Genomic DNA, 24,075 nt, shown 5'->3' on the forward strand with positions numbered 1-24,075 from the left:
GGTCACCCTGGGTTCCACTTGAATCATGTATTCACGTTACCTATCAAGTTCGTCCGTATGTGAAATGGAGCGCCCATTTCTGCGAGGTTGGTCCGAGGTTGTGCCGATTCGATCGGGTTCGCATTGGCGGCGCCGCCGGTCCGGCGGGTTTCGGCCGCGATCGCCGACGTGGCGGCGAGTGCTCGCGGGAGCGCATTGTGTCAGTATGCGAGTGAAGACGGGGGCCGCCGCGGAGCCGGCGGCCATTCCGGCCGGCCGCTGACGACGGGTTGGTGGGTGGACCATGAGTGAGTCTGGTGTGCTGTCGTCCGCCGGAGGCCAGGAAGGGCGCGACCGTTTCGCCGAGCGTCTTCGGCGGTTACGCGTCGAGGCGGGGAACCCCTCGTTCCGGGTCATGGCGGCCAAGTCGCGGTCGGTCAGCCACGCGACCCTGCATGAGGCGGCGAAGGGAACGCGGTTCCCGAGCTGGACGACGACGCAGGCGTTCGTCGAAGCGTGCGGCGGTGACGTCGAGGAGTGGCGGCAGCTCTGGTGCGCCGCGCTCGGCTCGGACGGCGGCGAGCAAGGCGAGCAAGGCGAGCAAGGCGAGCACGGCGCCCCCGCCTCGCTCGCCCTGGTCCCCGGAGGAGACGGCGAGGTCGAGCCGGCAACGGTGACCGAATTGGTTCCCGTGCCCGTCCCCAGGCCGAGGCGTCGTCGCCGCGTCGTCGCGATCGTCGTGGGCTGCGGGACGCTGGGCGGCGTGGCCTTCGGCGTGTCCATGCTGGCCCGCGACGGCGACCGGCCGGAGGACGAGGGCGGCGCCGAGGTCGCCCGGCCGGCGGTGGCGGGCGCCCCGGTGGTCACCGGCGACAGGAGCGTCTTCGTCGCCGACGTGACGATTCCCGACGGCACGGTGGTGAAGACCGGGCAGCAATTCGTCAAGACCTGGGAACTCGCCAACGCGGGCTCCGTGCCATGGCACGGACGTTTTCTGGCCCGCGCGACGCTGCCCGCCGACAACGGCACCTGTTCCACTCCAGGAAAGGTCCCGATTCCCGACACCGAACCGGGCGCCCATGTTCGGGTGAGTGTTCGCGTCACCGCGCCCGCCACTCCCGGGTCGTGCTGGGTGGGCTGGAAGATGGTCGACGGCGCGGGGAAACAGCTCCTGCCCGGCGCGCGTCCCGTCTACTTCGTGGTGAACGTCGCCCGGTAGACGCCCTGCAGCCGTCAGATCCGTCAGAGGCCGTCAGGTAGTAGCCCCGCCGTGTAAGAGCATGTCAGAACCTGTCACAAGGGGTACCTGACACGTCCGGCCCTCGGCAATGTGGTCATTGCCCGCAAGCAATCCCCGCCGACAGCGCCGACCTTTCCCGCCGACATGTGGGCGATCCGTGACGGCCGGCTCCGCCGTGGCCGTCCGCCCGGCGCCCGGCGCTCGCAACCACGAGAACCAGGAGATCCGATGAAGCTGCCCGCATGCGCCGCTGCCCTCGTGGCGGCCGCCCTGCTCGCTTCGCTGACCGCTTCGTCCGGGACGCCGGCGGCACAGGCGGCCGGCGTCCGGGCCCTGCCGAGCGTGAACATGGAGGCCCTCGTCAAGGCCGCCCAGATCGACCCGCGGCGGCCGGAGGGCACGCCGACCCCGGGCGCCAAGGCGAGCGTGCTCCTCGTCGAGAAGGCGCTGCGCGACCGGAAGCTGCTCGACGAGAAGTGGGTGGACGGGTCCTGCGGCACCAAAACGATCACCGCCTACGCGAGGTACCAGAAGTCGCTCGGCTACACCGGCCTGGACGCCAACGGCATGCCGGGCAGGACGTCGCTCGCCAAGCTCGGAGCCGGCCGGTTCACGGTCACTCACGTCATCGCGCCGGGGAGCCGGGTGTCCGCGGGCGGCGGTCTCGTCGTCAACACCCGGACGCGGAGCATGCTGACCGAGGCGGAGCGGCTGCTCGGCCGCGACCTCGTGCTGGAGCAGGGCTCCTACAACCCCGGCGGCGACCCCACGTCCGCGGGCACCCACGACGGCGGCGGCGTCGTGGACATCTCGGTGAAGGGGATGGACGCGTCCGCCCGCGAAGCGGCCGCCCGCGCGCTGCGCCGCGTCGGCTTCGCGGCGTGGGTGCGCAGCCCGCGGCAGGGCGACTGGCCGTGGCACATCCACGCCGCCGCCATCAGCGACACCGACCTCTCCGCCCCGGCCCAGCACCAGACCGGTGACTACTACCTCGGCCGGAACGGGCTCGCCGACCGCGGCCCGGACGACGGCCCGAAGGTGGCCATCCGCACCTGGGAGGAGTACCAGCGCCGCTGACCGATCCAGAAATCCGGAAATCCAGGCCCCGCTGAGAAAAGTCAGAGAAGAGGAGAACGGCATGGGAACGCTCGACAAGGTCCTCACCACGGCGACCGCCGCGGCGGCGATCGGCGGCACGGTGCTCGCCCTCGCGTCGCCCGCTTCGGCGGCGGCCCGCGACGGCAAATGCGACAACGGCGAGTTCTGCTACTACTTCAACAGCGGCAACAAGGGTTCGATCTCGGACTTCACCGGTTCGGTCTCCGACTACGGCACCAAGCAGCCCTCGTGCTACGACTTCAAGGGCGCGGGCAACGGCAAAGGCAAGTGCGTCAAGAACGCCGCCGCGTCGGTCTGGAATCGCAGTGGCAAGACCGTCCGGGTGTACTTCAACAGCAACTACGGCGGCGCGTACCAGGACTTCAAGGCGGGCGCCAAGGGCAACCTGAACTCGACCCTGAAGAACCAGAACGCCTCGCACCAGTTCTCGCCGTCGTCCCGGACGAACATGTCCTACGGCCTGTACAAGGCCAGCGGCGGCCGGATCACCTGCGGCTTCGACGGCTACACGTCCACCCCCGGCCGGCATGAGGGCATCGACATCGCCCGCGGCGTCGGCTCGGACGTCCGCGCCCTGGTGAGCGGCAAGGTCATCTACATCGCGCGCGGCCACACCGGCGGGTCGGGGCTCTCCACCATCTCGATCTACAACTCCGCCGCGAACAAGACGGTGATCTACCTGCACTCGGCGCCGCGGTCGTCCCTGAGCGTGGGCCAGTCGGTCAGCCGCGGCCAGATCATCGCGGACGAGTCGTGGCGCGGGGTGTCGTCCAGCTCGGCCGCGCACACCCACGTCGAGATGCGCCTCGGACGGCAGACGCACGCGGCCAAGAGCGTCAACGACCCGCACCTGGACAACCCGAACCCGACCTCGTTCTGGCGCTCGCAGGGCTACAGCGTCCGATAGCGCGGCGCCGCTTCCACCACGAGAGAAGGACGACCGTGTCAACACGAACTGCACGGCTGGTCTCGCGGCTCGCCGCGACGGCCGTCGCGGCGGTGCTCGGCGCGACGGCGTTGGCGGCCATCGCGTCGCCCGCTTCGGCGGCTGCCCGCGACGGCAAGTGCGACGGCGGCGAGTTCTGCTACTACTTCAACAGCGGCAACAAGGGTTCGATCTCGGACTTCACTGGCTCGGTCTCCGACTACGGCACCGGGCAGCCCTCGTGTTACGACTTCAAGGGCGCGGGCAACGGCAAAGGTAAGTGCGTCAAGAACGCCGCTGCCTCGGTCTGGAATCGCAGTGGCAAGACCGTCCGGGTGTACTTCAACAGCAACTACGGCGGCGCGTACCAGGACTTCAAGACGGGTGCCAAGGGCAATCTGAACTCGACCCTGAAGAACCAGAACGCCTCGCACAAGTTCCTGGGTTCCGGGCCGACCGAATGCAAGACCGACGGCACGCACACCAAACTGCCCACGACGATCCTCGTGTACTGGGTGTCCCTCGGGCAGGTGGACCGGGTGTCGTTCAAGACCTACGTCAAGAACGTCCTGCCCAACGAGTGGGTGTCGACCTGGCCGAAGGAGTCGCTCCGGGCCGGGGCGATGGCCGTCAAGAACTTCGGCTGGTACTGGGCGCTGCACTCGACGCGCAAGACGTCGTGGGGCGAGTGCTTCGACGTCTACGACACCACGTCGAGCCAGGTGTACAGGCCCGGCTCCGCGAAGGCGCCGACGAGCGCGGCGGTGGACGCGACGTGGGGCACCCGCATGACCCGCGGGGGGAAGATCCTCGAAGCCCACTACTGCGCCACCACGACGGCGTGCGGCGGATGGGTCGACGGTGACTGGATGTCGCAGTACGGCTCTCGCGACAGGGCCGGTGACGGCTGGACGTACTCCAGGATCCTGAAGCACTACTACAGGTCGATCGCCCTCCAATCCTGACAGGGAGACGGAACTGTGCGCCCCGACCAGGGCGGCCATTAAATACGTAGACCCATCTTTCGATTCCGGGATTGCTTCTCCTTCTCACCACGTCGACCGTGTGGTTCCCGGCGGCTGCCAGCCGCCGGGAGGTAACCCCCCGCCACCCCCATGGAGGAGAGGCTCATGCCGAGCACACGGCTGAGGACATCCGGACTGGCCGCGCTGACGGCCGCCGTCGTGGTAGCGACCGGCGCCCCCGCGTTCGCCGATCTCACCCCGAGCGACCGCGGCGACGCCGGGGCGCGTAAGACCACCGAGAAGCACGCCGCCAAGGCACACGGCGCCAAGGCGCAGACCACCGAGGCGCACGGCATCACCGCGGAGGAGCTCGAAGCGGCCGGCTCCAAGCTCATGGAACCCCCGCCGGGCGGCTGGGACGTCCCGAGCCGCCGCAGCTACTACCTCCAGGCCTCGTGCCAGGCGTACGCGGCGACGATCGCCAAGGGCGCCGCCGCGTGGAAGGGGTTCACCCAGGGTGGCGGGACCCCGGTGGAGTGCCGTAACACCTACATCAGCGACTGCGGCGGAGGCGGGAGGATCGTCGGCTGCAACTGGGGCCAGGGCCAGCGCATAGCGCTGTACATGGGTGGCGTCAGGGACGGCGCTCTGCTCGCCGCGCACGAGTTCGGCCACGACTGGTACGGGCACAGCAGCTACCAGTGCGCCGGCTGGGGCAGTCCCTCCGAGGTCATGGCCCCGTCCTTGTGCGGTGGTATCCAGGGGAAGAAGACGCTGCTCCCGATCGACTGACCCTTACCGCACATTCGAGAGGCGGCGTTCGCGTCGAGCGCCCCACCTCCCCACGGCGTGTGTTCTCGTCAACTCGCTGACGAGGGCACACGCCGTTTATTTCGAATTGTGGGGTTGTCGTGGACCGGAACAAGACTTAACTTCTGTGTCACCGCGGTGACCGGCTGCTGATCCCCCCGCCACAGTGGCTGCCGCGGACTGACCGCCGGAGTCGTCCATGAACCCCCCGCTCCCTCGCACCCCGGCCGCGCCCGTTCTGATCGGCCGTACGGGCGAGCTGAACTCCCTGCTCGAAACCGTGGCTCGCCCCCCGGCCGTCGCGCTCGTGGAGGGCGAGGCCGGGATCGGCAAGACCCGCCTGATCCACGAGGCCCTCCGCCATCCGTCGCTCCGGGACCGCGTGATCCTGCTCGGCCGGTGCCATCCGCTGCGCGAGCCGTTCCCGTACGGGCCCGTCTTCGAACTGCTGCGTCACCTGCCCTTGGACTTGGACCGGGCCGCCGGGCTCAGCCCGGTCTGCGGTGCGCTGCGCCCCTATCTGCCCGAGCTGGCCGACCGGCTGCCGCCCGCGCTCGAGCCGCTGCACGATGTGCGGGCCCGCGAGCACCGGGTGTTCCGGGCCGTCCATGCGCTGCTCGACGCGCTGGGCGAGACCGTGATGGTCGTGGAGGACCTGCACTGGGCCGACGACGGCACCCGGGACTTACTGCGGTTCCTGGTGGACGATCCGCCCGCCGGGTTGTCCGCGGTGCTCAGCTACCGCCCGGAGGATCTGTCGGGTGACCGGCTGCCTCTCGGACGCGCCTTCCGGCACCCTCCCGGCACGACCGCCCTGCTCCTTCCGCTTCGTCCGCTCGACGTGCAGGGCGTCCGCGGGTTGTTCGCCGCGGTCACGGGTGCCGCGGTCACGGGTGCCGCCGAGGGTGCGGGCGCTCCCGAAGTGGCGATGGATCTCGCTGAGGAATTGCACCGGCGCAGCGCGGGCATTCCGTTCGTGGTGGAGGAGGTCGTCCGGGCCCTGCCCGCTTCAGCGCGGGACGAGACGAGCGGCGACGCCGGCGTCCTCGACGGGCTGGAGGTGCCCACGCCGCTCCAGGAGGCCATCGCCGACCGGATGAAACTGCTCTCGCCCGCGGCGGCCGACGCCGTGCGGGCCGCCTCGGTGCTTCGCCTCCCGGCGGGCGAGGCGCTGATCGGAGCGGTCATGAGCGACGTGCGAGCAGGACGCCCGTCGGCTGTGGACTGCTCGTGCGCCATCCGGGAGGCGCTGCTCGCCGGCGTGCTGTACGAGTTCGGCAAGAACAGCTACGGGTTCCGGCACGCGCTGGCCCAGCAGGCCGTCTACTCCGCGCTTCCCGGCCCGGACCGGTGCCGGTTGCACCGGCAGGCGGTCCGGGCGCTGGCGGACGAGGAGCCGCGGCCGCTCGTCCAGCTCGCCTATCACGCGCGAGAGGCGGGGATGGTCGCGGAGTGGCAGCACTACGCGGAGGCCGCGGCGGCCTCCGCGCGCGAGATGGGCGATCTGGCGGTCGCCGTGGAGATCCTTGAGGAATTGCTGTCCGACTCCCGTCTCGGACGGGAGGAATGCGCCAGGATCGCGGTCGAGTTCAGCCGGGACGCCGTGCTCGGGCTCACCAACCGCCGCGCCGTCGAGCTGCTGAGAACCGTCGTCCGGGACGAGCACATCCCGGACGGCCTGCGCGGGGAGATCAGGCTGAACCTGGGGCTGCTGCTGTACAACCAGATGGGCGACTACGAGGCGGGCCGGACCAGCACCGAGACCGCCGTCGGGGAACTGCGGGAGCGTCCGGCGCTCGCGGCCCGGGGCATGGCGGCGCTGGCGATGCCGAGCTGGGACGACCATCCGTTCCGCGTCTACCAGCGATGGATCGAGCGCGCCGAGGAACTGGTGGCCGTGGAGCCCGATCCCGCCGTCCGGACGGCGGTGCGCGGCAATCATCTGGCGCTGCTGATGTTCGCGGGCGATCCCGCCGTGTGGGAACGTGCCGAGGCGCTCATCGGCGGCGCGGGCGGCGACGCCGACCGCCGCCAGACCGCCCGCGCCTGCGGGAACTTCGCCGACGCCGCCGCCTGGCTCGGGCACTACGCGCGAGCGCGGCGGTACCGCGCCGAGGGCGGGCGGCTCGCCGCCGAATGCGGCGCCGCGTTCGTCGAGGGCATGATGGAGGGCACGGCGCTGCGCCTCGACTGGTACGCCGGGCGCTGGGACGGCCTCGCCGAGCGGGCGCGGCAGACGCTGGAGATCGTCCAGGGCGTGTCCTGCATCGCGGCGGACGCCCACCTCGTCCTCGGCCTGCTGGCCTCCGCGCTCGGCAACTGGCGCACCGCCGCCAACGAGCTTGACGCGGCAGGGCTCGCCGACCCCGCGAACGCGCCCGCGACGGTCCTGGCCACCGCTTCCGGTGCGATGGCGCGGCTGCACGCCACGCGCGGCGAGTTCGACGAGGGCGTGGCCGAGGCGCGGCGGGGCATCGCCCGGATACGCGCCAAGGGCATCTGGGTGTGGGCCGGCGACCTCGTGCCGATGGCCGTCCTCGCGCTGGCCCGCGGCGGATGCCCGGAGGAGGCCGATCAGGTGACCGAGGAGTTCGCCGAGGGCATCGCGGGCCGGGACGCCCCGATGGCCGCCGCCGCGTTCCCGGCCTGCCAGGGCATCCTCGCCATGGGACGCGGACGCGTCGCGGACGCGGTCGATGCGTTCACCGCAGCACATGCGGCCTACGCGGCCCTGCCGCAGCCGTACCACGCCGCGCTCGCCGCGGAAGCGGCGGCCCGATGCCGGATGGCGACGGGCGGCGGCACCCGGGAACTGGCCGTGCTCGTGGAGGAGTTCGAGGCGCTCGGCGCGTCCAGGGACGCGGCGCGCTGCCGCCGGGTGCTGCGCGGGCACGGCGTCGTCCTGCCCACGCGCCGAGGCCGCCGCGGGTACGGCGACCAGCTCTCGCCCCGGGAGTGCGAGGTGGCGCGGCTGGTGGCGCTCGGCCACACCAACCGGCAGATCGCCGACGCGCTGGTCCTGTCCACGCGGACCGTCGAGCAGCACGTCGCGAAGGTGCTGCGCAAGCTCAACGTGAGGTCGCGCGCCCAGGTCACCTGGATGTGACGCCACGAGCGGCAGACCACGCGAGCACCGGCGCCCGCCATGATGCCCCATCTACGAGAGGTGACCGATGAGCTCCCACCCCCGCACCCCGGGCGGCCCGTCGCGCCGCGCGGTCCTCGGGGCCGCCGCCGGCGGGATCGCGGCCGCAGCGTTGCCCGGCTCAGCGTTGCCCGGCGCGGCGTTGCCCGGCGGCGCCGCTCGCGCGGCGGCCGCGTCCTGGCAACTGCGCTGGTCGCCGTCACCCGCCGTCGACGGCCTGCGCGCCTTCGAGACCATCGAGGACGACCGGGCCGACTCCCATCCGGCCGGGCAGCCGCACATCCGCGTGGACGGTGACGCGTACCGGTTCGACATGCACATGGCCGACCGCGACACCAGCACCGACCGGCAGCGCCAGGAGGTCACCGGTATGCGGGACCCAGCCGGCGGGCCCCACCTGGAATGGAAGTCCGGGGAGACCTGGCGGGTGACGTACTCGATGTACATTCCGGGCTCGCTGAAGGCGACGAGCACCTTCACCCACGTCATGCAGATGAAGCAGCCGGGCACCGGGACCTTGCCGATCATCGTCCAGTCGCTGCGCCGGTACGGCGGCGCGCAGACGATCGAGCTCAAGGTGTTCGAGCCGAACATCCTCGTCGGACGCACCGAGCTGGAGCCGCTCCAGGACCGGTGGATCGACGTCGACTTCCAGCTGGCGATCGGCGACGGGTCGTCCGGCTCGGTGCGCTGGGTGATTCAGAACGGCGGGGAGACCGTCATCGACGCCGGGAAGACCGGCGTGGACACCTTTCTCGCCGATCGCGTCCGTCCGAAGTGGGGCGTCTACCGCTCGCTCGGAGACTCGTCCGGATCGCTGCAGGACTGCCACATGCTGCTGTCCAACCTGCGCGCGTACCAGCTGACGGAACCCTGAACCGGGCCCGCGCGAGCCTATTGCCAAGATCCTTTGCCTCGGTTACATTTCCGGCTGTCTGCCCGGTTGTGCCTATTTTTTGGCGGGGATCGGTCGTGTTCAGTCATTTCTCGCGGACGACGCTCGCCGTGCTGGCGTTCGGCGCTTCCGGTCTGCTCCTCGCCGCGCCGAGCGTCGCCGCCGATCAGGCCGAGCCGACGCCGCCGACTCCGCCCACGCCGTCGGGTCCGTCCGCGGCGCCCGTCACGGTTCCGGCGCTGCAGGAGTGGCGTCCCGGCGGTCGCGACTTCGTGCTCAAGCGCGGCGCCGTCCAGGTGCAGGTGGATCCGCGCCATGCGGGCCAGCTCGCGGATGACGCGCGGACCTTCGCCGAAGACCTGGAGTCTCTGAGCGGGCGCGAGGTCGTCGTGCGGGTGACGCCGCCGCGCCCCGGGGAGGGCCCCGGCGTCCTGCGGATGACATTGGACCGTTCCCTTAGCGGGCGCGGCCCCGAGACCAGCCGGATCGCGGTGGACGGCGACGTCACCATCTCCGGTCCGACCAGCGCCGGGGTGTTCTCCGGGACCCGGAGCGTCCTGCAGATGCTGCGGCAGGGAGACCGCATCCCGGGCGGCGTCGCGGACGACTGGCCGGGCTATGCCGAGCGAAGCCTCATGGTCGACAACGGCCGCAAATACTTCACCCCGGCCTGGGCCAGGCGGGAGATCCGGGAACTGAGCTATCTGAAGTACAACCAGTTCCGCTGGCACATCGCCGACAACGCGGGATTCCGCATCCAGAGCGACTCCCACCCCGAGGTGGTCTCGCCGGAGCACTGGACCAAGCGGGAAGTGCGCGACCTGCTGGCGTACGCGAAGAAGTACCACATCGAGGTGATCCCGGAAATCGACATGCCCGGGCACATGCAGTACGCGCTGCGCACTCACCCGGAACTGCAGATCGTGGACGCCGACGGCAACCGGAACGCCAACAACCTTGACCCCACTGATCCGGCGGCCCGCACCTTCGCCAAGGAGATCCTGGACGAGCTGGTCCCGCTGTTCCCCGGCCGCTATTTCCACACCGGCGGCGACGAGTACACCAGCGACTGGACCAGATACCCGGTGCTGACCAAATGGGCCCAGGAGAAATACGGCCCGGACGCCAACTCCCAGGACGCGGTGCTGGACTTCACCAACTTCCTCGACTCGATCATCACCTCGCACGGCAAGACCATGCGGATCTGGAACGACGGCGGCCAGGGCGGCGCCAAGGTGCGGGCCAACCGGAACATCGTCCTGGAGTACTGGTCCAGCCAGCACGGCGGCGTGCTCGCGCAGGAATTCCTCGACCAGGGATTCCGGATCGTCAACGCGAACCGCGACGTCCTCTACGACGTCCCGGGCGCGACCCCGACCTGGAACAACCTGGACCCGCGGAAGATCTTCGACACCTGGGACATGACCCGGTACCACGACTGGATCGGCCCGAACACCACGCAGCCGCATGCCAAGGGCGTCCTGGGCGGCCAGTTGCACGTGTGGAACGACAGCCCGTCCGCGGCGACCGAAGAGCAGGAGGCCGGACGACTCGACATGCCGCTGCGGGCGATGAGCCAGAAACTGTGGGAGTCGCCGCTCACCGGAGGCTGGGACGCCCTGGCGGCCAGGGCCTTCGCCGTGGGCAAGGAACCGCAGTGGAAGCTGCTGGACGGATCCACCCAGAACCTGGCGCAGGGCGCGCTCGCCTGGTCGTCGGCGCGGGAGCGGCCCGACTGCCACGAGGCGATGCTGGTGGACGGCGACGAGCGAACCCGCTGGTGCGGCCCGAAGACCGGACCGCAGTCCGTCGTCATCGATCTGGGCCGTCCGGTCGATCTCGGCACCGTGGCCCTGAAATGGGAGACCGCGTTCGCGAGCGGGTTCTCGGTCGACGCGTCCGACGACCTGCGCTCCTGGCGGACGCTCCACTCGACGGCCGCGGGCGACGGCGGGCTCGACGTCCTGCCCGTCTCCGGCCGCGGCCGGTACCTGCGGGTCGCGATGACCGAGCGCGGCACCCAGTTCGGCTACTCGCTGCGCGAGGTCCAGGCGTACGCGCGGGGTGCGCTGGTCCCGGCGCAGTTCGGCGCTTCGGTGGATCCTGCGATCGTCCTGCAGCAGCCGGGCGCGACCGCGTCCAGCACGCTGACCGTCACCAACGCCTCGGCCAAGGCGACGGACGTGAAATGGACGGCGTCGCCCCCTGCCGGAGTAACTGTGAAACCGGAATCGGGAACACTGCGTGTGCCCGCCGGCGGCCAAGCCACGGCTGCGCTGAGCGTGAGCGGTGTCAATGAGCCGGGGAACGCGACGGTGCCATTGTCGGTAACGGCACGCTCGCTAGGAGAATCGGTGCGCCTGACCGGGGCCGACCTCGTGGTCACGGTGCCGTACGGCAAGCTGTCCGACGCATTCAACAACGTCAGTGTCACCACCGACGAAAATGTGAACCCGCCGGGCTTGGGCGACGGTTTCGACGGGGCCGGGTCGTCCTATTCGGCCGGGGCGCTCGCTCAGGCGGGGGTGGCTCCGGGAACAGCATTCCCCGTCGGCAAGGTCACCGTGCGTTGGCCGGACGTGCCCGTCGCGACGGCGAACAACCTGGTCGCGAACGGCCAGAGCATCACGCTGAACGGAACCGGCGACACCATAGGCGTGCTTTCCGCAGCGTCCTATGGACCGGCGACGGGCGACTGGACCGTCTGGTATTCCGACGGAACGTCCACGAAGGTGCGGCTTTCCACACCCGATTGGAGCAGCGCCCCGCCGCCCGGCTCGACAGTTCTGGCCGCCATGGACTACCGGAACAATGCCGCCACGGGACGCACCGATCGGCGCACCCAGCTCTTCTACCAGCGGATCCCGATCGACCCCGGCAAGACCGTGACCGCCCTGACGGTTCCGGCGGTGTCCAAGTCCGCAGTGCGAGGCGCCCCGGCACTGCACGTCTTCGACGTCTCCGTGGGATGAGGGTCTCCGTGGGATGAGGCGACCGGCACCCGGGTCTACCGCTGGGCGGGCGGCTGGTTGTCGACGAGGTCGCGGATCTCGTCGTACACCAGGGAGATCCGGGTGCCGGAGTTCGGATAGTCCGGGCAGCCGCCGCTGTGGTGCAGCACGATCACCCGGTCGGACCCGGCGGCGAGGACCGGTGATCCGGAGCTGCCGGGCGTGGTGTCGCAGTTGTAGCCCATGTCGTCGCCCCTGACGGTCGGCTCGTCGACCTGGCACACCGCGCCGCCCTGGGCCTCCTGGTAGATCGACAGCCGGTTGGGCAGGGCCGTGCCGTGCCCGGCGATGTAGATCCGCTCGCCGAGTTCAGGCTCCCGCGGGTCGAGGTAGAGCGTGCCGAACCGCTCGACACGGTCGAAGTCCTTCACGGTCACCAGCGTGTAGTCCATGCCGCCCGCGCGCGGGCTCGTCTTGAGGAATTCCCCTCCGCCGACCTTCACGCCGGTGGCCGGGTCCTTGCCGCCGCAGGTCGCGCACGCCCAGCCGAAGGTGAACTCGCTCGCCGCCAGGTCGGCGGCGCTCGCGATGCAGTGGTTGTTGGTCAGCACCCGGTTGGTGTCGCCGACCCGCCACGCGGTGCAGACGAACATGCCGTTGATCCGGGCTCGGGCCACCGCGCGGGACCGCTGGTAGGGGACCGGATGGGAGTCTCGGTAGCAGACCGCGTCCCGGCGCGCGTCGGTGCTGCCGCACACGCTCAGAAGCCCGGCGTCGGCGAGTTCCGGCTGCGTCATTCCCCGGAAGTACCGGTCGATCCGCACCCCGAACCCCTGCCGGGACAGTGCCGCCGCGCCGGGACGGGGCGCGGCGGCGTGCAGCGTGACGACGGCCGTGTCGCTGTCGACCGACATCGCCGCGAACCCCGGCGTGCCGTGACGCGTGAATCCGGCGTCACCGGGGGAGCGACGTCCGGCGCGGGTCGGGTCGCCGTGGTAGGCGTGCACCTCCCGGCCTGCCGGGTCCGCGACGGTGACGTAGTCGCCGGGGACCAGCCGCAATGAAGCGAAGTGCACCTTGATGTACGGTGCGCCGTCCGAGCGGATCACGGTTCGCCAGGTGCGTCCGGTCGTGCCGTAGCGAAGCGTCCGGTCGAGCGCCTGCTCGCGGCCGACCTGATGCGGCGACGTCCGGCCGGGGGACGCGGTCCGGCCGGGGGACGCGGCGGTCGCCTCCCGGACGGGCCCGGGCAGGACGCAGGCGACCACGCACAGCATGGCCAGCGCAGCGGGGAGGCATCGGCGGATACGGGACATGGACGCTCCTTGGCGGGGGGCGGATCGGTGGCGACGACCGGATCGGTGGCGACGAGCGGAGAGGCGGGGGGCGAGCAGAGAGGCGGGGGGCGAGCAGATAAGTGCCGGAGTGGCGCGCTTAGGAACCCGGCTGCGGCGCGGGCGCCACGTACAGGAGGCGGTTCGGCGAGCCCGCGCCGGCGTCGGTGATCACACCCTGCGTCGCGGCGTTCACGATCTCGTCCCGCACCTCCTGGGGCGTGGACTCCGGGCGCCCGGACAGCACCAGCGCGGCGGCGCCCGCCACGTGCGGCGAGGCGTACGAGGTGCCGCTGCCGCCGGTCCTGGCGTCGTCGGCGGTGTGCCACGCGGAGACGATCGCGCTGCCCGGCGCGAAGAGATCGAGGCAGGGCCCGACGTTGGAGAACGGTGACCGCGCGTCCTTGCGGGTGGTGGCGCCGACGCTGATCGCTTCGGGGGTGCTCGCGGGCGACATCCGGCACGCGTCCTGGCCGTTGTTGTTGCCGGCGGCGACGGCCATCACGATGCCGTCGTTCACGGCCGCGGCCACGGCGTCGTTGGCGGACTGCACCTTCCCGCTGGCGAGGCTCATGTTCGCCACGGCGGGCTCACCGGTCTCGTGGTCGGCGATCATCCAGTCGACGGCCTCCACCACCTTCGCCCAGCGGCCCGAACCGTAGCAGTTGAGCACCCGGACGCCGACCAGCGACGCGGCGTTCGCCACGCCGTGGGCGTTCCCGCCCGCCACGCCCGCGACGAACGTGCCGTGCCCGTTGCAGTCCGTCGAGTCGCTGTCGTCGTCGACCTTGTCCGGCCCGGACACCGCGCGGCCGCCGAAGTCCTGGTGACCGAAGCGGATTCCCGTGTCGAGGATGTACATCGTGACGCCCTTGCCGCGGGACGCCGGGTTGTAGGACGCGTCGAGCGGCAGCGCCCGCTGGTCGATCCGGTCCAGCCCCCAGGACGCCGGGGCGGCCTGGGCGATGCGGACCGTCCGGTCCTGCTCCACGTAGCGCACCCCGGGATCGGCGGCGAGGCGGCGGGCGGCCCGGTCCGTGAGCTTCGCCGAGAAGCCGCTGAGGGCGTGCCGGTAGACGTGCGTGACGCTGCCGCCGTACCGCGCCGCGAGCGTCCGCGCGTGCTCGGCCGGGGCGGCCGCCGCCTGCCCCCGCAGCGCGACGATGTACGAACCGGCGACCGCCGCGGGCCCTCCGGCGCCGAGAACCGCGCCCGTGGCGGACGCGGCGGAGGCGGGGGGCCGGACGATTCCGACGATGACCGCGGTCAACGCCAACCCTGTGGCGCACGCGCGGAAGCTGAGCTGCATGGTCTCTCCATCGGCAGGCGTGGGGGGAGCGCGGGATGGATCGAACCACGGCCCGGCATCGGCCGGGTACATGTCATTCAGTGCATAACACCGGCGTCCGGGGGCGCCGCGCCGAAGCTCGGGTTCTCGGCGAGGAACCGCTCGTACCTCGGCCGTCCGGCCACCAGCTCCAGGTAGGCGGCCCGTGCCAGCGCGACCACGCGCTCGGCGAAGTCCGCCGCGGGGCCGTGCGCGTCCCAGCCGACCAGCGTGCGCCAGCTCAGCGGATTGCCCTCCAGCGCCACCGGCACGACGCCGGGGACGTCCCGGACGAGCGGCTGGGAGACCACCACCACGTCGCCGGCCTCGACCAGGTCGATCAGGCTCACCACGTCCGTCTCGATGATGCTCAGCGGCGCGAACCCGGCACGGCTGCACGCCGCGACCAGGCAGTCGGCGAGGCAGCCGTCGCCGGGCGGCCCGGCCCAGCGCTCGGCGGCGAGCTCGGCGAGGCCGACCGCGTCGCGGCCGGCGAGCGGATGCCCGGCGGCCAGCAGTATCCACACCGGCTCGCGGGACAGCGGGCACCAGATCATGCCGGGGACGGCGGGCGGCCGCTGGTCACCGCACACCCCGACCACGCTGAAGTCGATCCGGCCCTCGACGGTCAGCCGCGCCAGTTCCTCGATCGACCAGGAGACGTGCGTGGTGACCTGGAGGTCCGGATATTCGGTGGCGAGCTGGTGCACCAGGCCGCCGATGACTCGCCCGGTGGCGCCGCCCAGGCGCAGCCGGCCCGGCACGCCTCGTCCGGCACGGGCGTTGGCGAGCTTCACGTCCTCCCGCAGCCCAGACGCGGTGGACAGCAGCACCTGCGCGCGGGCCAGCACCAGCTCGCCCAGCGCCGTCGGCCTGCTGCCCCGCCGGTCACGCTCGAACAGGGACCCGCCCAGCGTGCGTTCGATCCGGCGCAGCTGCGCCGCGACGGCCGGCTGCGGAAGCCCGAGAGCCGCGGCGGCCTTCGTGATGCTGCCTTCGCGCGCGACCGCGCGGACCAGCCTGAAGTGACGCAACTCCAGCTCCATGACCGGACACGTTAAGCACCGTCTATCACCGGCAGATAACGCACAATCCCGCAAACGCGCCACGCGCGTCCGGCTAATTGCCGCGGGAGGCGGCGGCCGGAATGGTGGTGGCGATCTTCATCTCACCGGACGTGGCCGGTCACCGGCCGGTCCGCTGCTGATCAGCTGCCGCTGACTGGATGGGGGTGCCTTTGTCGCCTTCAACGGAGATATCACATGGCTTCGGCACAACCCCCGCTCGGTCGTCGCGGTTTCCTCGCGGGCGGGGCGACCCTCGCCCTCGGCACCGCCGGTGCGCTTTCCAGCGGTCTCTGGACGCCCGCCGGCGCCGCCGGGCGCCGTCCAACCGAACCGCTCCCTTCGGACGTTTTCACCCTGGGCGTCGCGTCCGGTGAACCGCTGCCGAACGGCGTCGTCCTGTGGACCCGGCTCGCGCCGGACCCGGTCGCTTCCGACGGGCTCGGCGGCATGCCGCCCGCCGAGTTCGAGGTCACCTGGGAGGTCGCGAAGGACCCCCGCTTCCGCCACGGCGTCCGGAGGGGGACCGCGGTCGCCTCGCCGGACTGGGGCCACTCGGTGCACGCCGAGGTGAAGGGCCTCGCGCCCGACCGGGTCTACTTCTACCGCTTCCGCGCCGGCAGGCAGATCAGCCCGGTGGGCCGGACCCGGACGGCGCCGTCCCCGGGCGCGAAGCTCTCCGCGCTGTCCTTCGCCTTCGTCAGCTGCCAGAACTACTACCAGGGCCACTTCACCGCCTACGACCACCTTGCGGCCGAGGACCTCGACCTCGTCCTACATCTCGGCGACTACATCTACGAGGAGCGGGGGACGAACCCGATCGGCCGCGGCCACCTCCCGGACGCGGAGATCTTCTCCCTCGCCGACTACCGGGTCCGGTACGGCCAGTACAAGAGCGACCCGGCGCTCCAGGCCGCCCACGCGTCGGCCCCGTGGGCGACCGCGCCCGACGACCACGAGGTGGAGAACAACTGGGGCGGCGACCATTCCCAGCCGGACACCGAACCCGACCAGGACCCGGCCGTCTTCCGGCAGCGGCGGGCCGCGGCGTACCGGGCCTACTACGAGAACCTCCCGTTCCGGCGCTCGTCGAGGCCGCGGGGCCCGGAGATGCAGATCTTCCGCCGCCTCACCTTCGGCGACATGCTCCAGCTGAACATGCTCGACACCCGCCGCTTCCGGCGCCCACACCCGCCGGTCGCCGACGACCGCCGCTGGGACCCGGACCGGACGATCCTCGGCCCCGAACAGGAGAAGTGGCTGCTCAGCGGTTTGACCGCCTCCCGCCAGCGGTGGAAGGCGCTCGGCAACCAGGTCGTGGCAATGGAGCTCGACCACACGGCCGGCCCGGCGGAGCGGTTCTCCACCGACCTCTGGGACGCCTACGCCGCGTCCCGCCGGCGGCTCTTCGACGGGGTGCTGGAGCGCGGGGTCGACAATTTCGTCATGGTCACCGGCGACGCGCACCAGAACGTCATCGGTGATCTGAAGCAGGACTTCAGCGACCCCGGCTCCCGCACCGTCGGCGCCGAGCTGCTCGGCACCTCGATCAGCTCCAGCGGGGACGGGGCCGACAGCACACCCGGCGGCCAGACGTGGCTGGCGGAGAACCCGCACATGAAGTTCTACAACTTCCAGCGCGGCTACCAGCTGGTGCGGCTCAGCAGGAGCGAGCTGCGCTGCGACTTCAAGGTGCTGCCCTACGTGACCCGTCCCAACGCCCCGATCAGCACCCGGGCGACCGCCTACATCGAGAACGGCCGCCCGGGCATCGCCCACATCGACTCCTAGGAGCCCCGACGACCACCCGACCCATGCGCCGGCGGACCTGGAATTCCGGCGGTCATGGTCGGGGGGTCGGACGGTCGGGGTTGAGCAGTTCGCGGGGGAGCGCGTCCCGCCACCACTGCTCGATCTGGTCGGGCGTCCATCGGCGTTCGTTGATGAGGGTGGAGTAGGCGTCGATGTTGCAGATGGCGGCGTAGATGTCGATCGCGGTCTGCAGGTCCAGGCCGTCGCGCAGTGAGCCGTCCGGCCAGGATTCGAACACTTGCCGCCTGTTCCGGTCGGCGGCTCCGCGTCCGTTGGCGTAGATGGCGGCGAGTTCGGGTTCGTTGCGGCCCGCGTCGCGGATCAGGGCGATGATGTCGCCGGCGCGTTCGTAGAGGCGGCGGTCGAAGGAGGCCATGGCGGCGAGCTGGTCCGCGGGGTCGGCGGACGGGTCCTCGAGTTCGTCGAGCATCTGCGCGGGGTCGGCCGAGAGGCCGGCGGCGTCGGCGAGCGCGCGGGTCAGGCCGGTCTTGTTCTTGTAGGTGGCGTAGACCGTCGGCGCGGAGACGCCGGCCTCGCGGGCGACGTCGCGGACCGTCGTGCCCGCCCAGCCCTGCGCGACGAAGAGCCTGCGCGCCGCTCGCGCGATCTCGGCGCGGGTCTCCAGCGCCTGCGCTTCGCGGCGCAGCGAGTCGTAGCGGCGCTTCTGGGGCTCATCGGGCATGACCGGCTCCATTTGACTTTACGCGCACTCTAATGAATATAGTGCGTGCATGACAGGTTCTGATTGCTTCGTTCACCACCCTTCCATCCGTGCCGCCCGCCGGGTGACGGCGTCGACGCCGTGCCGGACGGCCGCGGCGAGCCCAGCGCGTCTGGGGCGGGCCCATGAGCGCCGATAGCGCCGAGCGTGACTCGACGCGGTCCGGCGTGTTCGTCCGGATCGCGCGGTTCGCCCAGCGCCGCAAGCTCGCGGCGGTCGGCGTGTGGGTCGCGGTCCTGGCCGGCATCTGGGTGGCCGCGTCGGTGGCCGGCGACGGCTATCGCGACGACGTGTCGCTGCCGGGCACGGAATCGCAGCGCGCGGCCGACCTGATGGCCGAGCACGGGTTCGGACGCGCCGGGGACACGCTCCAGATCGTCTTCCACTCCGCCGACGGGCTCGGCGGCCCCGCCGTCCGGAAGAAGGTCGAGTCCGCGCTCTCCGACGTCGAGGCACTCCCGTATATCAGTCGCGTGAGCAGCCCGTATGGAAACCCCGCCGCGATCTCCCAGGACGGCGCCGTCGGCTACGCGACGGCCGTGCTCGACGTCGCGTCGGAGGACATGTCGCTCGATGAGGTGCAGCGCATCGTCGACACCGCGCAGTCGGCCGAGACGGCCCGCCTCGAGGTCGAGGTGGGCGGTGAGGCCGCCCGCCTGCTGGCCGAGGGAGAGACCGGCACGGCCGAGACGGTCGGGATCCTGGCCGCACTGGTGATCCTGGTGCTGATGTTCGGCACGGTCATCGCGGCGAGCCTGCCGATCATCACCGCGCTGTTCGCGGTCGGCTCGACCGTCGGCGTGATCATCCTGGCGTCCCACCTGTTCACGATCTCCTCGTACACCCAGTACCTCATGGTGCTCGTGGGGCTGGGCGTCGGCATCGACTACGCCCTGCTGATCTTCGCGCGGTACCGCGGCGAACTCCTCAAGGGCAGGCCGCCGGAGGCGGCCGCGACGACGGCGATCGACTCCGCCGGGCGGACGGTCTTCTTCGCCGGGACGACGGTGATCGTCGCGCTGCTGGGCCTGGTGACCCTCGGACTGGGCTCGGTCCAGGGGTCGGCCCTGGCCCTGGCGCTCACGGTGCTCGCCACCATGATCGCCTCGCTGACGCTGCTTCCCGCCCTCCTCGGCCTGTTCGGACGCCGCTTCGCCCGCCAGTTCACCGCGCGTGCGGCCAAACGGGCTGCAAAGAATCCGAACCGGTCCGAGGGGGCGGTGTGGCGGCGTCTCGCGACCTTCGTCCAGCGGCGTCCCGTCCCGGCGATCGTCGTGGCCGCCGTCGTTCTCGGCGCCCTCGCGGGTCCGGCGCTGACCATGCGGCTGGGCTTCGCCGACGCGGGGAACGACCCGTCCGGCACGACGAGCCGCCAGGCCTACGACCTCCTCGCCGCGGGCTTCGGCCCGGGTGTGAACGGCCCGCTCCTCATCACCGTCGACGGCGGCGACCGCGGAGCCGAACAGCCGGCGCTGGCGGCGGCACGCGTCCTCGCCGGGACCGCGGACATCGCGGCCACGACCCCGCCGACGGTCAGCGCGGACGGCCGGGTCGCCACCATCCTGGCCGTCCCCGACTCGGCGCCGCAGGACGAGCGGACCGCCGAACTCGTCACCGCCCTGCGCGCGGACGTCCTGCCCGAGCTGTCGGACCGGACTGGCGCGGACTTCTTCGTCGGCGGGGCGACCGCGGCCACGCAGGACTACGCCGACAAGGTCGCGGACCGGATGCCGTACTTCATCGCGGTCGTCGTCGGGCTGTCCCTACTGATCCTCATGCTGATGTTCCGGTCGGTGCTGATCCCGATCAAGGCGGCCGTGCTGAACCTCGTCAGCATCGGAGCCGCGCTCGGCGCGATGACCCTGGTGTTCCAGGAGGGACTGTTCGGCATCGACCCGGCGCCGATCGAGGCGTACATCCCGGTCCTGGTGTTCGCGATCGTGTTCGGCCTCTCGATGGACTACGAGGTCTTCCTCGTCTCCCGGATCCACGAGGAGCGCGAGCGCACCGGCAGCGACGAGACCGCGGTACGGGAGGGCCTCGCGCACACCGGCGCCGTCATCACCGCCGCCGGCCTGATCATGATCCTCATCTTCGGCGCGTTCATGCTCAGCCCGCAGCGGCTCCTGCAGCAGGTCGGATTCGGCATGGCCGTCGCGATCTTCGTCGACGCCGTCGTCATCCGCTGCCTGGTCGTCCCGGCCGCGATGCAGCTCATGGGCCGCTGGGCCTGGTGGCTCCCCGCCCCCCTGGCACGCCGCCTGCCAAGCCTGAACCTGGAATCACCCCCGGAACCCGAAGACGCCCCCACCGCGAAGCAACACGCGTAATGACCCCGAGACCACCGCCCCCTCCACCCGGCGCCCCCCGCTCACCTCACCGCGGCACCCGGGCTACAGGGCGCCGCCATGCGACCTGGACCGCCGTCGGCATCCTCGCTGTCACCGCGACCACCTCCACCCGCGCCCACCCATGCCGTCCGAAAGGCAGAACCCATGACCAGTAGACGAAACGTCATCGCGCTCGGCCTGGCCGCCACCGCGGCCCCCCTCCTCAGCTCGCCGCAGCGCGCGACCGCCGCCCTTTCGCCGGCTCAACACGCGGAGCAGACCTTCCCCCGATACGTGCACCTGCCGGCCGACCAGGCCTCCGACGCGGAGGCCGCCTACGAATGGTGGTACGTCGTCGGCCACGTCAGCACCGGCCGGCGATGGTTCGGCTACGAGGTCACGATCAATCGCTCCAGTGCTGGGCCGGAGGTCCACGCGGCGATCACCGACGAGACCGCTGGCAAGCACCACGGATTCGTCGGACGATACGAGCCCGACCGAGCGACCTTCTCCACCGACGAACTCGACGTCCGCACACCTGACGCCACCCTGGCCGGCCCCATGCGGGCCATGCGCCTCACCGCGAACCTGCCCGACGCGCACATCGAGATGACGCTGCGCCACACCGGCCCAGCGCTGTACCCGGGCGGCACCGGTCTCATCCCATTCGCGGACGGTTTCAGCTACTACTACTCACTGCCGTCACTGACCACGCGCGGCACCCTCACCATCGACGGCCACCCGCACCGAGTTCACGGCACGTCCTGGCTCGACAGGCAATGGGGCACCTGGCACTGGGAGAACATCCAACGCTGGACGTGGATGGCCGTCCACCTGGACAACGGCGACCGTCTCAACGTATGGAACCTGATACAGGACGGCGAAGACCAGGCATACGCCACCATCGTCGATCCCAACGGCCACCACACGGTCGCTTCGATCGTCCCCCTGGCCGAATACGCCCGCGACTTCTGGACCAGCCCCGTGACCGGCCAGACCTACCCCACACGCTGGCGCGTCGAGACCCCCGGCCGGAACACCCGACTCGACATCCGCTCACTGGTCACCGAGCAGGAACTCGACGTCTACTACCCAGGACAACCCCGCGGCCTCTACGAAGCCGACTGCGCCGTCACCGGCACATACGCCGGAAGCCGAACCACCGGCCGAGCATACGTCGAGCTATACGGCGACTGGAAACCCCGCACCCCCAACGCAAAACCTCTTCCGGCCGGCGAGGCGTGATCGGGCCGTCATTGGCCTCCCACCGGAACGGGAGCAGACCCGGTGGTTCCGCGGTCATCGCTGGGCTGTTGAGGAGATGACGCGGGGATGGCGTTGTCGATGAGGACGGCGGCGATGGCGGCGGCGGTGGGGAAGGATTCGCTGTCGAGGACTCGGGTGCGAACCGAGGCGCCGTCGATGAGCAGCGCCAGTTGTTCGCCGAGTTGTTCGGGATCGGTGGCGCCGGCTTCGCGGGCGGTTTCGGTGAGCCGCGCGGCGATGGCGGTCTTGTAGTCGCGTGCGTACTGGGATGCGGGGTGTTGGGGGTCGTGGAGTTCGACGGCCGCCGCGATGTAGGGGCACAGGGGCATGGACGCGGGTATCTCGAAGGCGGCGAGGAGTCGTTCGCGGGGCGTGAGGTCGGTGCGGTCGAACACTCCGGGCATGACGTCGGGATCGAATCGGCGCAGGTATTCGGCGACGAGTTCGTCCTTGTTGGTGAAGTGCTGGTAGGCCGTGCGCTTGGACACCTGGGCCACGGCGCAGAGGTGGTCCATGCCGGTGCGGTTGATGCCCTGTTCGCGGAACAGCTGCTGTGACGCGCTGAGGATGCGCTCGCGTGCGCCCCTGCCGCGGCGCTGGCCCAGGGGACCCTTCTCCAACTCCGTCATGCCTCCAGCATAGCGCCGCTCGGTACTGACCGGTCTACATAGCTCGCGTTCGGGTCGATCATCCGTGGCGTTAAGGAGGCGGAACGGTGTACATACGCCTGGACCGTGCGCCCATCGCGATGACGGAGATCTCGCCAGGCGTGGGAGCGGTCCCGGTGATCGTTGGTGCGCCATCGCGTGCCGGGCTTTCCACGGCGGGCCGGTACTGACCGGTGTATGTAGCTTGCGCCCCGGCCGGTCGTCGAGTACGTTACGTACACAGCTTGGTTTATATAAGAATCGAACTGTTCCAGACACCCATCAATTCAGCGGAGTGATCGTGGGAAAGCTCGATGGCAAGGTCGCGGTGATCACCGGCGGATCCACCGGCATGGCACTGGCCGGCGCCAAGCTGTTCGTCGAGGAAGGAGCGCACGCTTCATCCTGGCCCGGCGGCAGGAGGCACTGGACGAGGCGGTGAAGCTGAGGCTGGAGCCTTTATGCGGGAAGCAAAGCGGTCCAGCAGGCCTGGGCCCGCGCCTGGCTCAACGAACTGCGCGACCGCGGGATCCGGGTCAACGTCCTGACCCGGGCCAGGTCGGCACCGCCAAACAGGAAGAACTGTTCGACGAGGCGACCAAGGCCGCATTCGAATCCCTCATCCCCCGCGGAACGATGGGCCGCCCTGAAGAGATCGCCACCGTCGCCCTGTTCCTGGCCTCCGATGATTCCAGTTATGTCAACGGCCTGGAGCTGGTCGCCGACGGCGGCACCACCGCCATCTGAACCACCTACCTCGACAACGGGAAGAGAGCACATCTCATGAGCAGCATCACTTTCATCGGTGCGGGGAACATGGCCCGCACGATCGGCGCGCTCGCGGTGGCGGGTGGCAACACCGTCGAGGTCATGGCACGTGATCAGGCCAAGGCCGATGCCCTGGCCAAGGCCCTGGGCGGCGGCGCGACGGCGGGCACGTGGCGCGCCGCCCCAACGGGGGACATCGTCATCACGGCCCTGTTGTACGACGCCGTCGTTCCGGCCGTCGCGCAGTACGGGGACGCGCTCGCGAGCAAGGTCATCGTCGACATCAGCAACCCCTTCAACGCCACGTTCGACGGACTGGCCGTCAGTGAGGAGACCTCGATCGCACAGGAAGTCGCCAAGGTTGCCCCGGCTGGCGCCAGCGTGGTGAAGGCGTTCAACACCATCTTCCGTAATGTCCTGGAGAAGGGCCGTCCTGACGTCTTCATCGCCGGCGACGATGCGCAGGCCAAGGCGGACGTGGCGGCATTCATCGAAAGCCTCGGACTGCGCCCGCTGGACGCCGGCGCCCTGAAAATGGCGCACTGGCTGGAAGGAATGGGCCTGGTCACGGTAGGCCTCGCCGGCAACGGGATCGGCCACGGGGACTTCGCCCTCGGCGTCAACGAATTCACCGGCTGAGCCCCCGGAGCCGCGCGGTCAGCGAAAAAGGCGCCGTGCACCCTGACAATGGTCGTTGGATCACCGACTCGCTGATATCGGATATTGGCGAACGATCCCGCCCGAGGAGACTCTCGCCCCGGGCGGGCTTGCGGTAGC

Annotated in this window: 19 protein-coding genes; 14 read left to right on the top strand and 5 right to left on the bottom strand. The window is 70.7% G+C overall.

The window, feature by feature from the left end; translation table 11 throughout:
- Window positions 1–283: 283 nt before the first annotated feature.
- From ACH35V_RS34510 to ACH35V_RS34545, 8 genes are all read left to right on the top strand, one after another.
- A complete protein-coding gene (locus ACH35V_RS34510) occupies window positions 284–1,198 on the top strand; it encodes an NBR1-Ig-like domain-containing protein (protein ID WP_395979058.1) in 915 nt (304 codons plus the stop codon).
- Between the two features lie 249 nt (window positions 1,199–1,447).
- Window positions 1,448–2,296 carry a peptidoglycan-binding protein gene (locus ACH35V_RS34515; protein WP_395979059.1) on the top strand — a complete coding sequence of 283 codons (849 nt, stop codon included), beginning with the start codon at window positions 1,448–1,450 and terminating at the stop codon, window positions 2,294–2,296.
- Between the two features lie 61 nt (window positions 2,297–2,357).
- Window positions 2,358–3,245: a peptidase inhibitor family I36 protein gene (locus ACH35V_RS34520; RefSeq protein ID WP_395979060.1), complete on the top strand. Its 888-nt coding sequence runs from the start codon at window positions 2,358–2,360 to the stop codon at window positions 3,243–3,245.
- A gap of 35 nt (window positions 3,246–3,280) precedes the next feature.
- The gene (locus tag ACH35V_RS34525; protein ID WP_395979061.1) at window positions 3,281–4,228 is read left to right on the top strand and encodes a SpoIID/LytB domain-containing protein; all 948 of its coding nucleotides are present in this window, start codon (window positions 3,281–3,283) and stop codon (window positions 4,226–4,228) included.
- A 165-nt stretch (window positions 4,229–4,393) separates the two neighbouring features.
- Window positions 4,394–5,020 carry a hypothetical protein gene (locus ACH35V_RS34530; protein WP_395979062.1) on the top strand — a complete coding sequence of 209 codons (627 nt, stop codon included), beginning with the start codon at window positions 4,394–4,396 and terminating at the stop codon, window positions 5,018–5,020.
- Window positions 5,021–5,237: 217 nt separating this feature from the next.
- Window positions 5,238–8,144: an AAA family ATPase gene (locus ACH35V_RS34535; RefSeq protein ID WP_395979063.1), complete on the top strand. Its 2,907-nt coding sequence runs from the start codon at window positions 5,238–5,240 to the stop codon at window positions 8,142–8,144.
- Window positions 8,145–8,211: 67 nt separating this feature from the next.
- Window positions 8,212–9,060 carry a hypothetical protein gene (locus tag ACH35V_RS34540; protein WP_395979064.1) on the top strand — a complete coding sequence of 283 codons (849 nt, stop codon included), beginning with the start codon at window positions 8,212–8,214 and terminating at the stop codon, window positions 9,058–9,060.
- Between the two features lie 95 nt (window positions 9,061–9,155).
- Window positions 9,156–12,050, top strand: a complete 2,895-nt coding sequence (locus ACH35V_RS34545) for a family 20 glycosylhydrolase (protein WP_395979065.1) — start codon at window positions 9,156–9,158, stop codon at window positions 12,048–12,050.
- 35 nt (window positions 12,051–12,085) lie between these two features.
- Here the strand turns inward: ACH35V_RS34545 and ACH35V_RS34550 are convergent, their stop codons facing one another.
- The 3 genes from ACH35V_RS34550 to ACH35V_RS34560 form a co-directional block, all read right to left on the bottom strand.
- Window positions 12,086–13,345 (bottom strand): trypsin-like serine peptidase, encoded by a 1,260-nt coding sequence (locus ACH35V_RS34550; RefSeq protein ID WP_395979066.1) that lies wholly within the window; start codon window positions 13,343–13,345, stop codon window positions 12,086–12,088.
- Between the two features lie 118 nt (window positions 13,346–13,463).
- Window positions 13,464–14,672 carry a S8 family peptidase gene (locus tag ACH35V_RS34555; RefSeq protein ID WP_395979067.1) on the bottom strand — a complete coding sequence of 403 codons (1,209 nt, stop codon included), beginning with the start codon at window positions 14,670–14,672 and terminating at the stop codon, window positions 13,464–13,466.
- A 77-nt stretch (window positions 14,673–14,749) separates the two neighbouring features.
- A complete protein-coding gene (locus ACH35V_RS34560; protein WP_395979068.1) occupies window positions 14,750–15,736 on the bottom strand; it encodes a LysR family transcriptional regulator in 987 nt (328 codons plus the stop codon).
- A 216-nt stretch (window positions 15,737–15,952) separates the two neighbouring features.
- Here ACH35V_RS34560 and ACH35V_RS34565 point away from each other — a divergent pair, with 216 nt between their 5' ends.
- The gene (locus ACH35V_RS34565; RefSeq protein ID WP_395979069.1) at window positions 15,953–17,545 is read left to right on the top strand and encodes an alkaline phosphatase D family protein; all 1,593 of its coding nucleotides are present in this window, start codon (window positions 15,953–15,955) and stop codon (window positions 17,543–17,545) included.
- 52 nt (window positions 17,546–17,597) lie between these two features.
- Here the strand turns inward: ACH35V_RS34565 and ACH35V_RS34570 are convergent, their stop codons facing one another.
- Window positions 17,598–18,248 carry a TetR/AcrR family transcriptional regulator gene (locus tag ACH35V_RS34570; protein WP_395979070.1) on the bottom strand — a complete coding sequence of 217 codons (651 nt, stop codon included), beginning with the start codon at window positions 18,246–18,248 and terminating at the stop codon, window positions 17,598–17,600.
- Window positions 18,249–18,412: 164 nt separating this feature from the next.
- On the opposite strand from ACH35V_RS34570, the gene ACH35V_RS34575 reads away from it, so the two are divergent.
- Together ACH35V_RS34575 and ACH35V_RS34580 are read left to right on the top strand one after the other, a co-directional pair.
- The gene (locus ACH35V_RS34575) at window positions 18,413–20,617 is read left to right on the top strand and encodes an MMPL family transporter (RefSeq protein ID WP_395979071.1); all 2,205 of its coding nucleotides are present in this window, start codon (window positions 18,413–18,415) and stop codon (window positions 20,615–20,617) included.
- Window positions 20,618–20,782: 165 nt separating this feature from the next.
- Window positions 20,783–21,862: a lipocalin-like domain-containing protein gene (locus tag ACH35V_RS34580; protein ID WP_395979072.1), complete on the top strand. Its 1,080-nt coding sequence runs from the start codon at window positions 20,783–20,785 to the stop codon at window positions 21,860–21,862.
- Between the two features lie 8 nt (window positions 21,863–21,870).
- Here the strand turns inward: ACH35V_RS34580 and ACH35V_RS34585 are convergent, their stop codons facing one another.
- The gene (locus tag ACH35V_RS34585; RefSeq protein WP_395979073.1) at window positions 21,871–22,512 is read right to left on the bottom strand and encodes a TetR/AcrR family transcriptional regulator; all 642 of its coding nucleotides are present in this window, start codon (window positions 22,510–22,512) and stop codon (window positions 21,871–21,873) included.
- Between the two features lie 319 nt (window positions 22,513–22,831).
- Here ACH35V_RS34585 and ACH35V_RS34590 point away from each other — a divergent pair, with 319 nt between their 5' ends.
- From ACH35V_RS34590 to ACH35V_RS34600, 3 genes are read left to right on the top strand one after another with little or no spacing between them, the layout of a single operon-like run.
- Window positions 22,832–22,972 (top strand): hypothetical protein, encoded by a 141-nt coding sequence (locus ACH35V_RS34590; RefSeq protein ID WP_395979074.1) that lies wholly within the window; start codon window positions 22,832–22,834, stop codon window positions 22,970–22,972.
- Window positions 22,969–23,277: an SDR family oxidoreductase gene (locus tag ACH35V_RS34595; RefSeq protein WP_395979075.1), complete on the top strand. Its 309-nt coding sequence runs from the start codon at window positions 22,969–22,971 to the stop codon at window positions 23,275–23,277. Before ACH35V_RS34590 ends, ACH35V_RS34595 begins: the two co-directional genes overlap by 4 nt.
- Before the next feature lie 36 nt (window positions 23,278–23,313).
- Window positions 23,314–23,937: an NADPH-dependent F420 reductase gene (locus ACH35V_RS34600; protein WP_395979076.1), complete on the top strand. Its 624-nt coding sequence runs from the start codon at window positions 23,314–23,316 to the stop codon at window positions 23,935–23,937.
- The last annotated feature ends 138 nt before the right edge of the window (window positions 23,938–24,075 follow it).

This window comes from Actinomadura sp. 1N219 (assembly GCF_044326405.1).
In the GTDB taxonomy this organism is placed as follows: domain Bacteria; phylum Actinomycetota; class Actinomycetes; order Streptosporangiales; family Streptosporangiaceae; genus Spirillospora.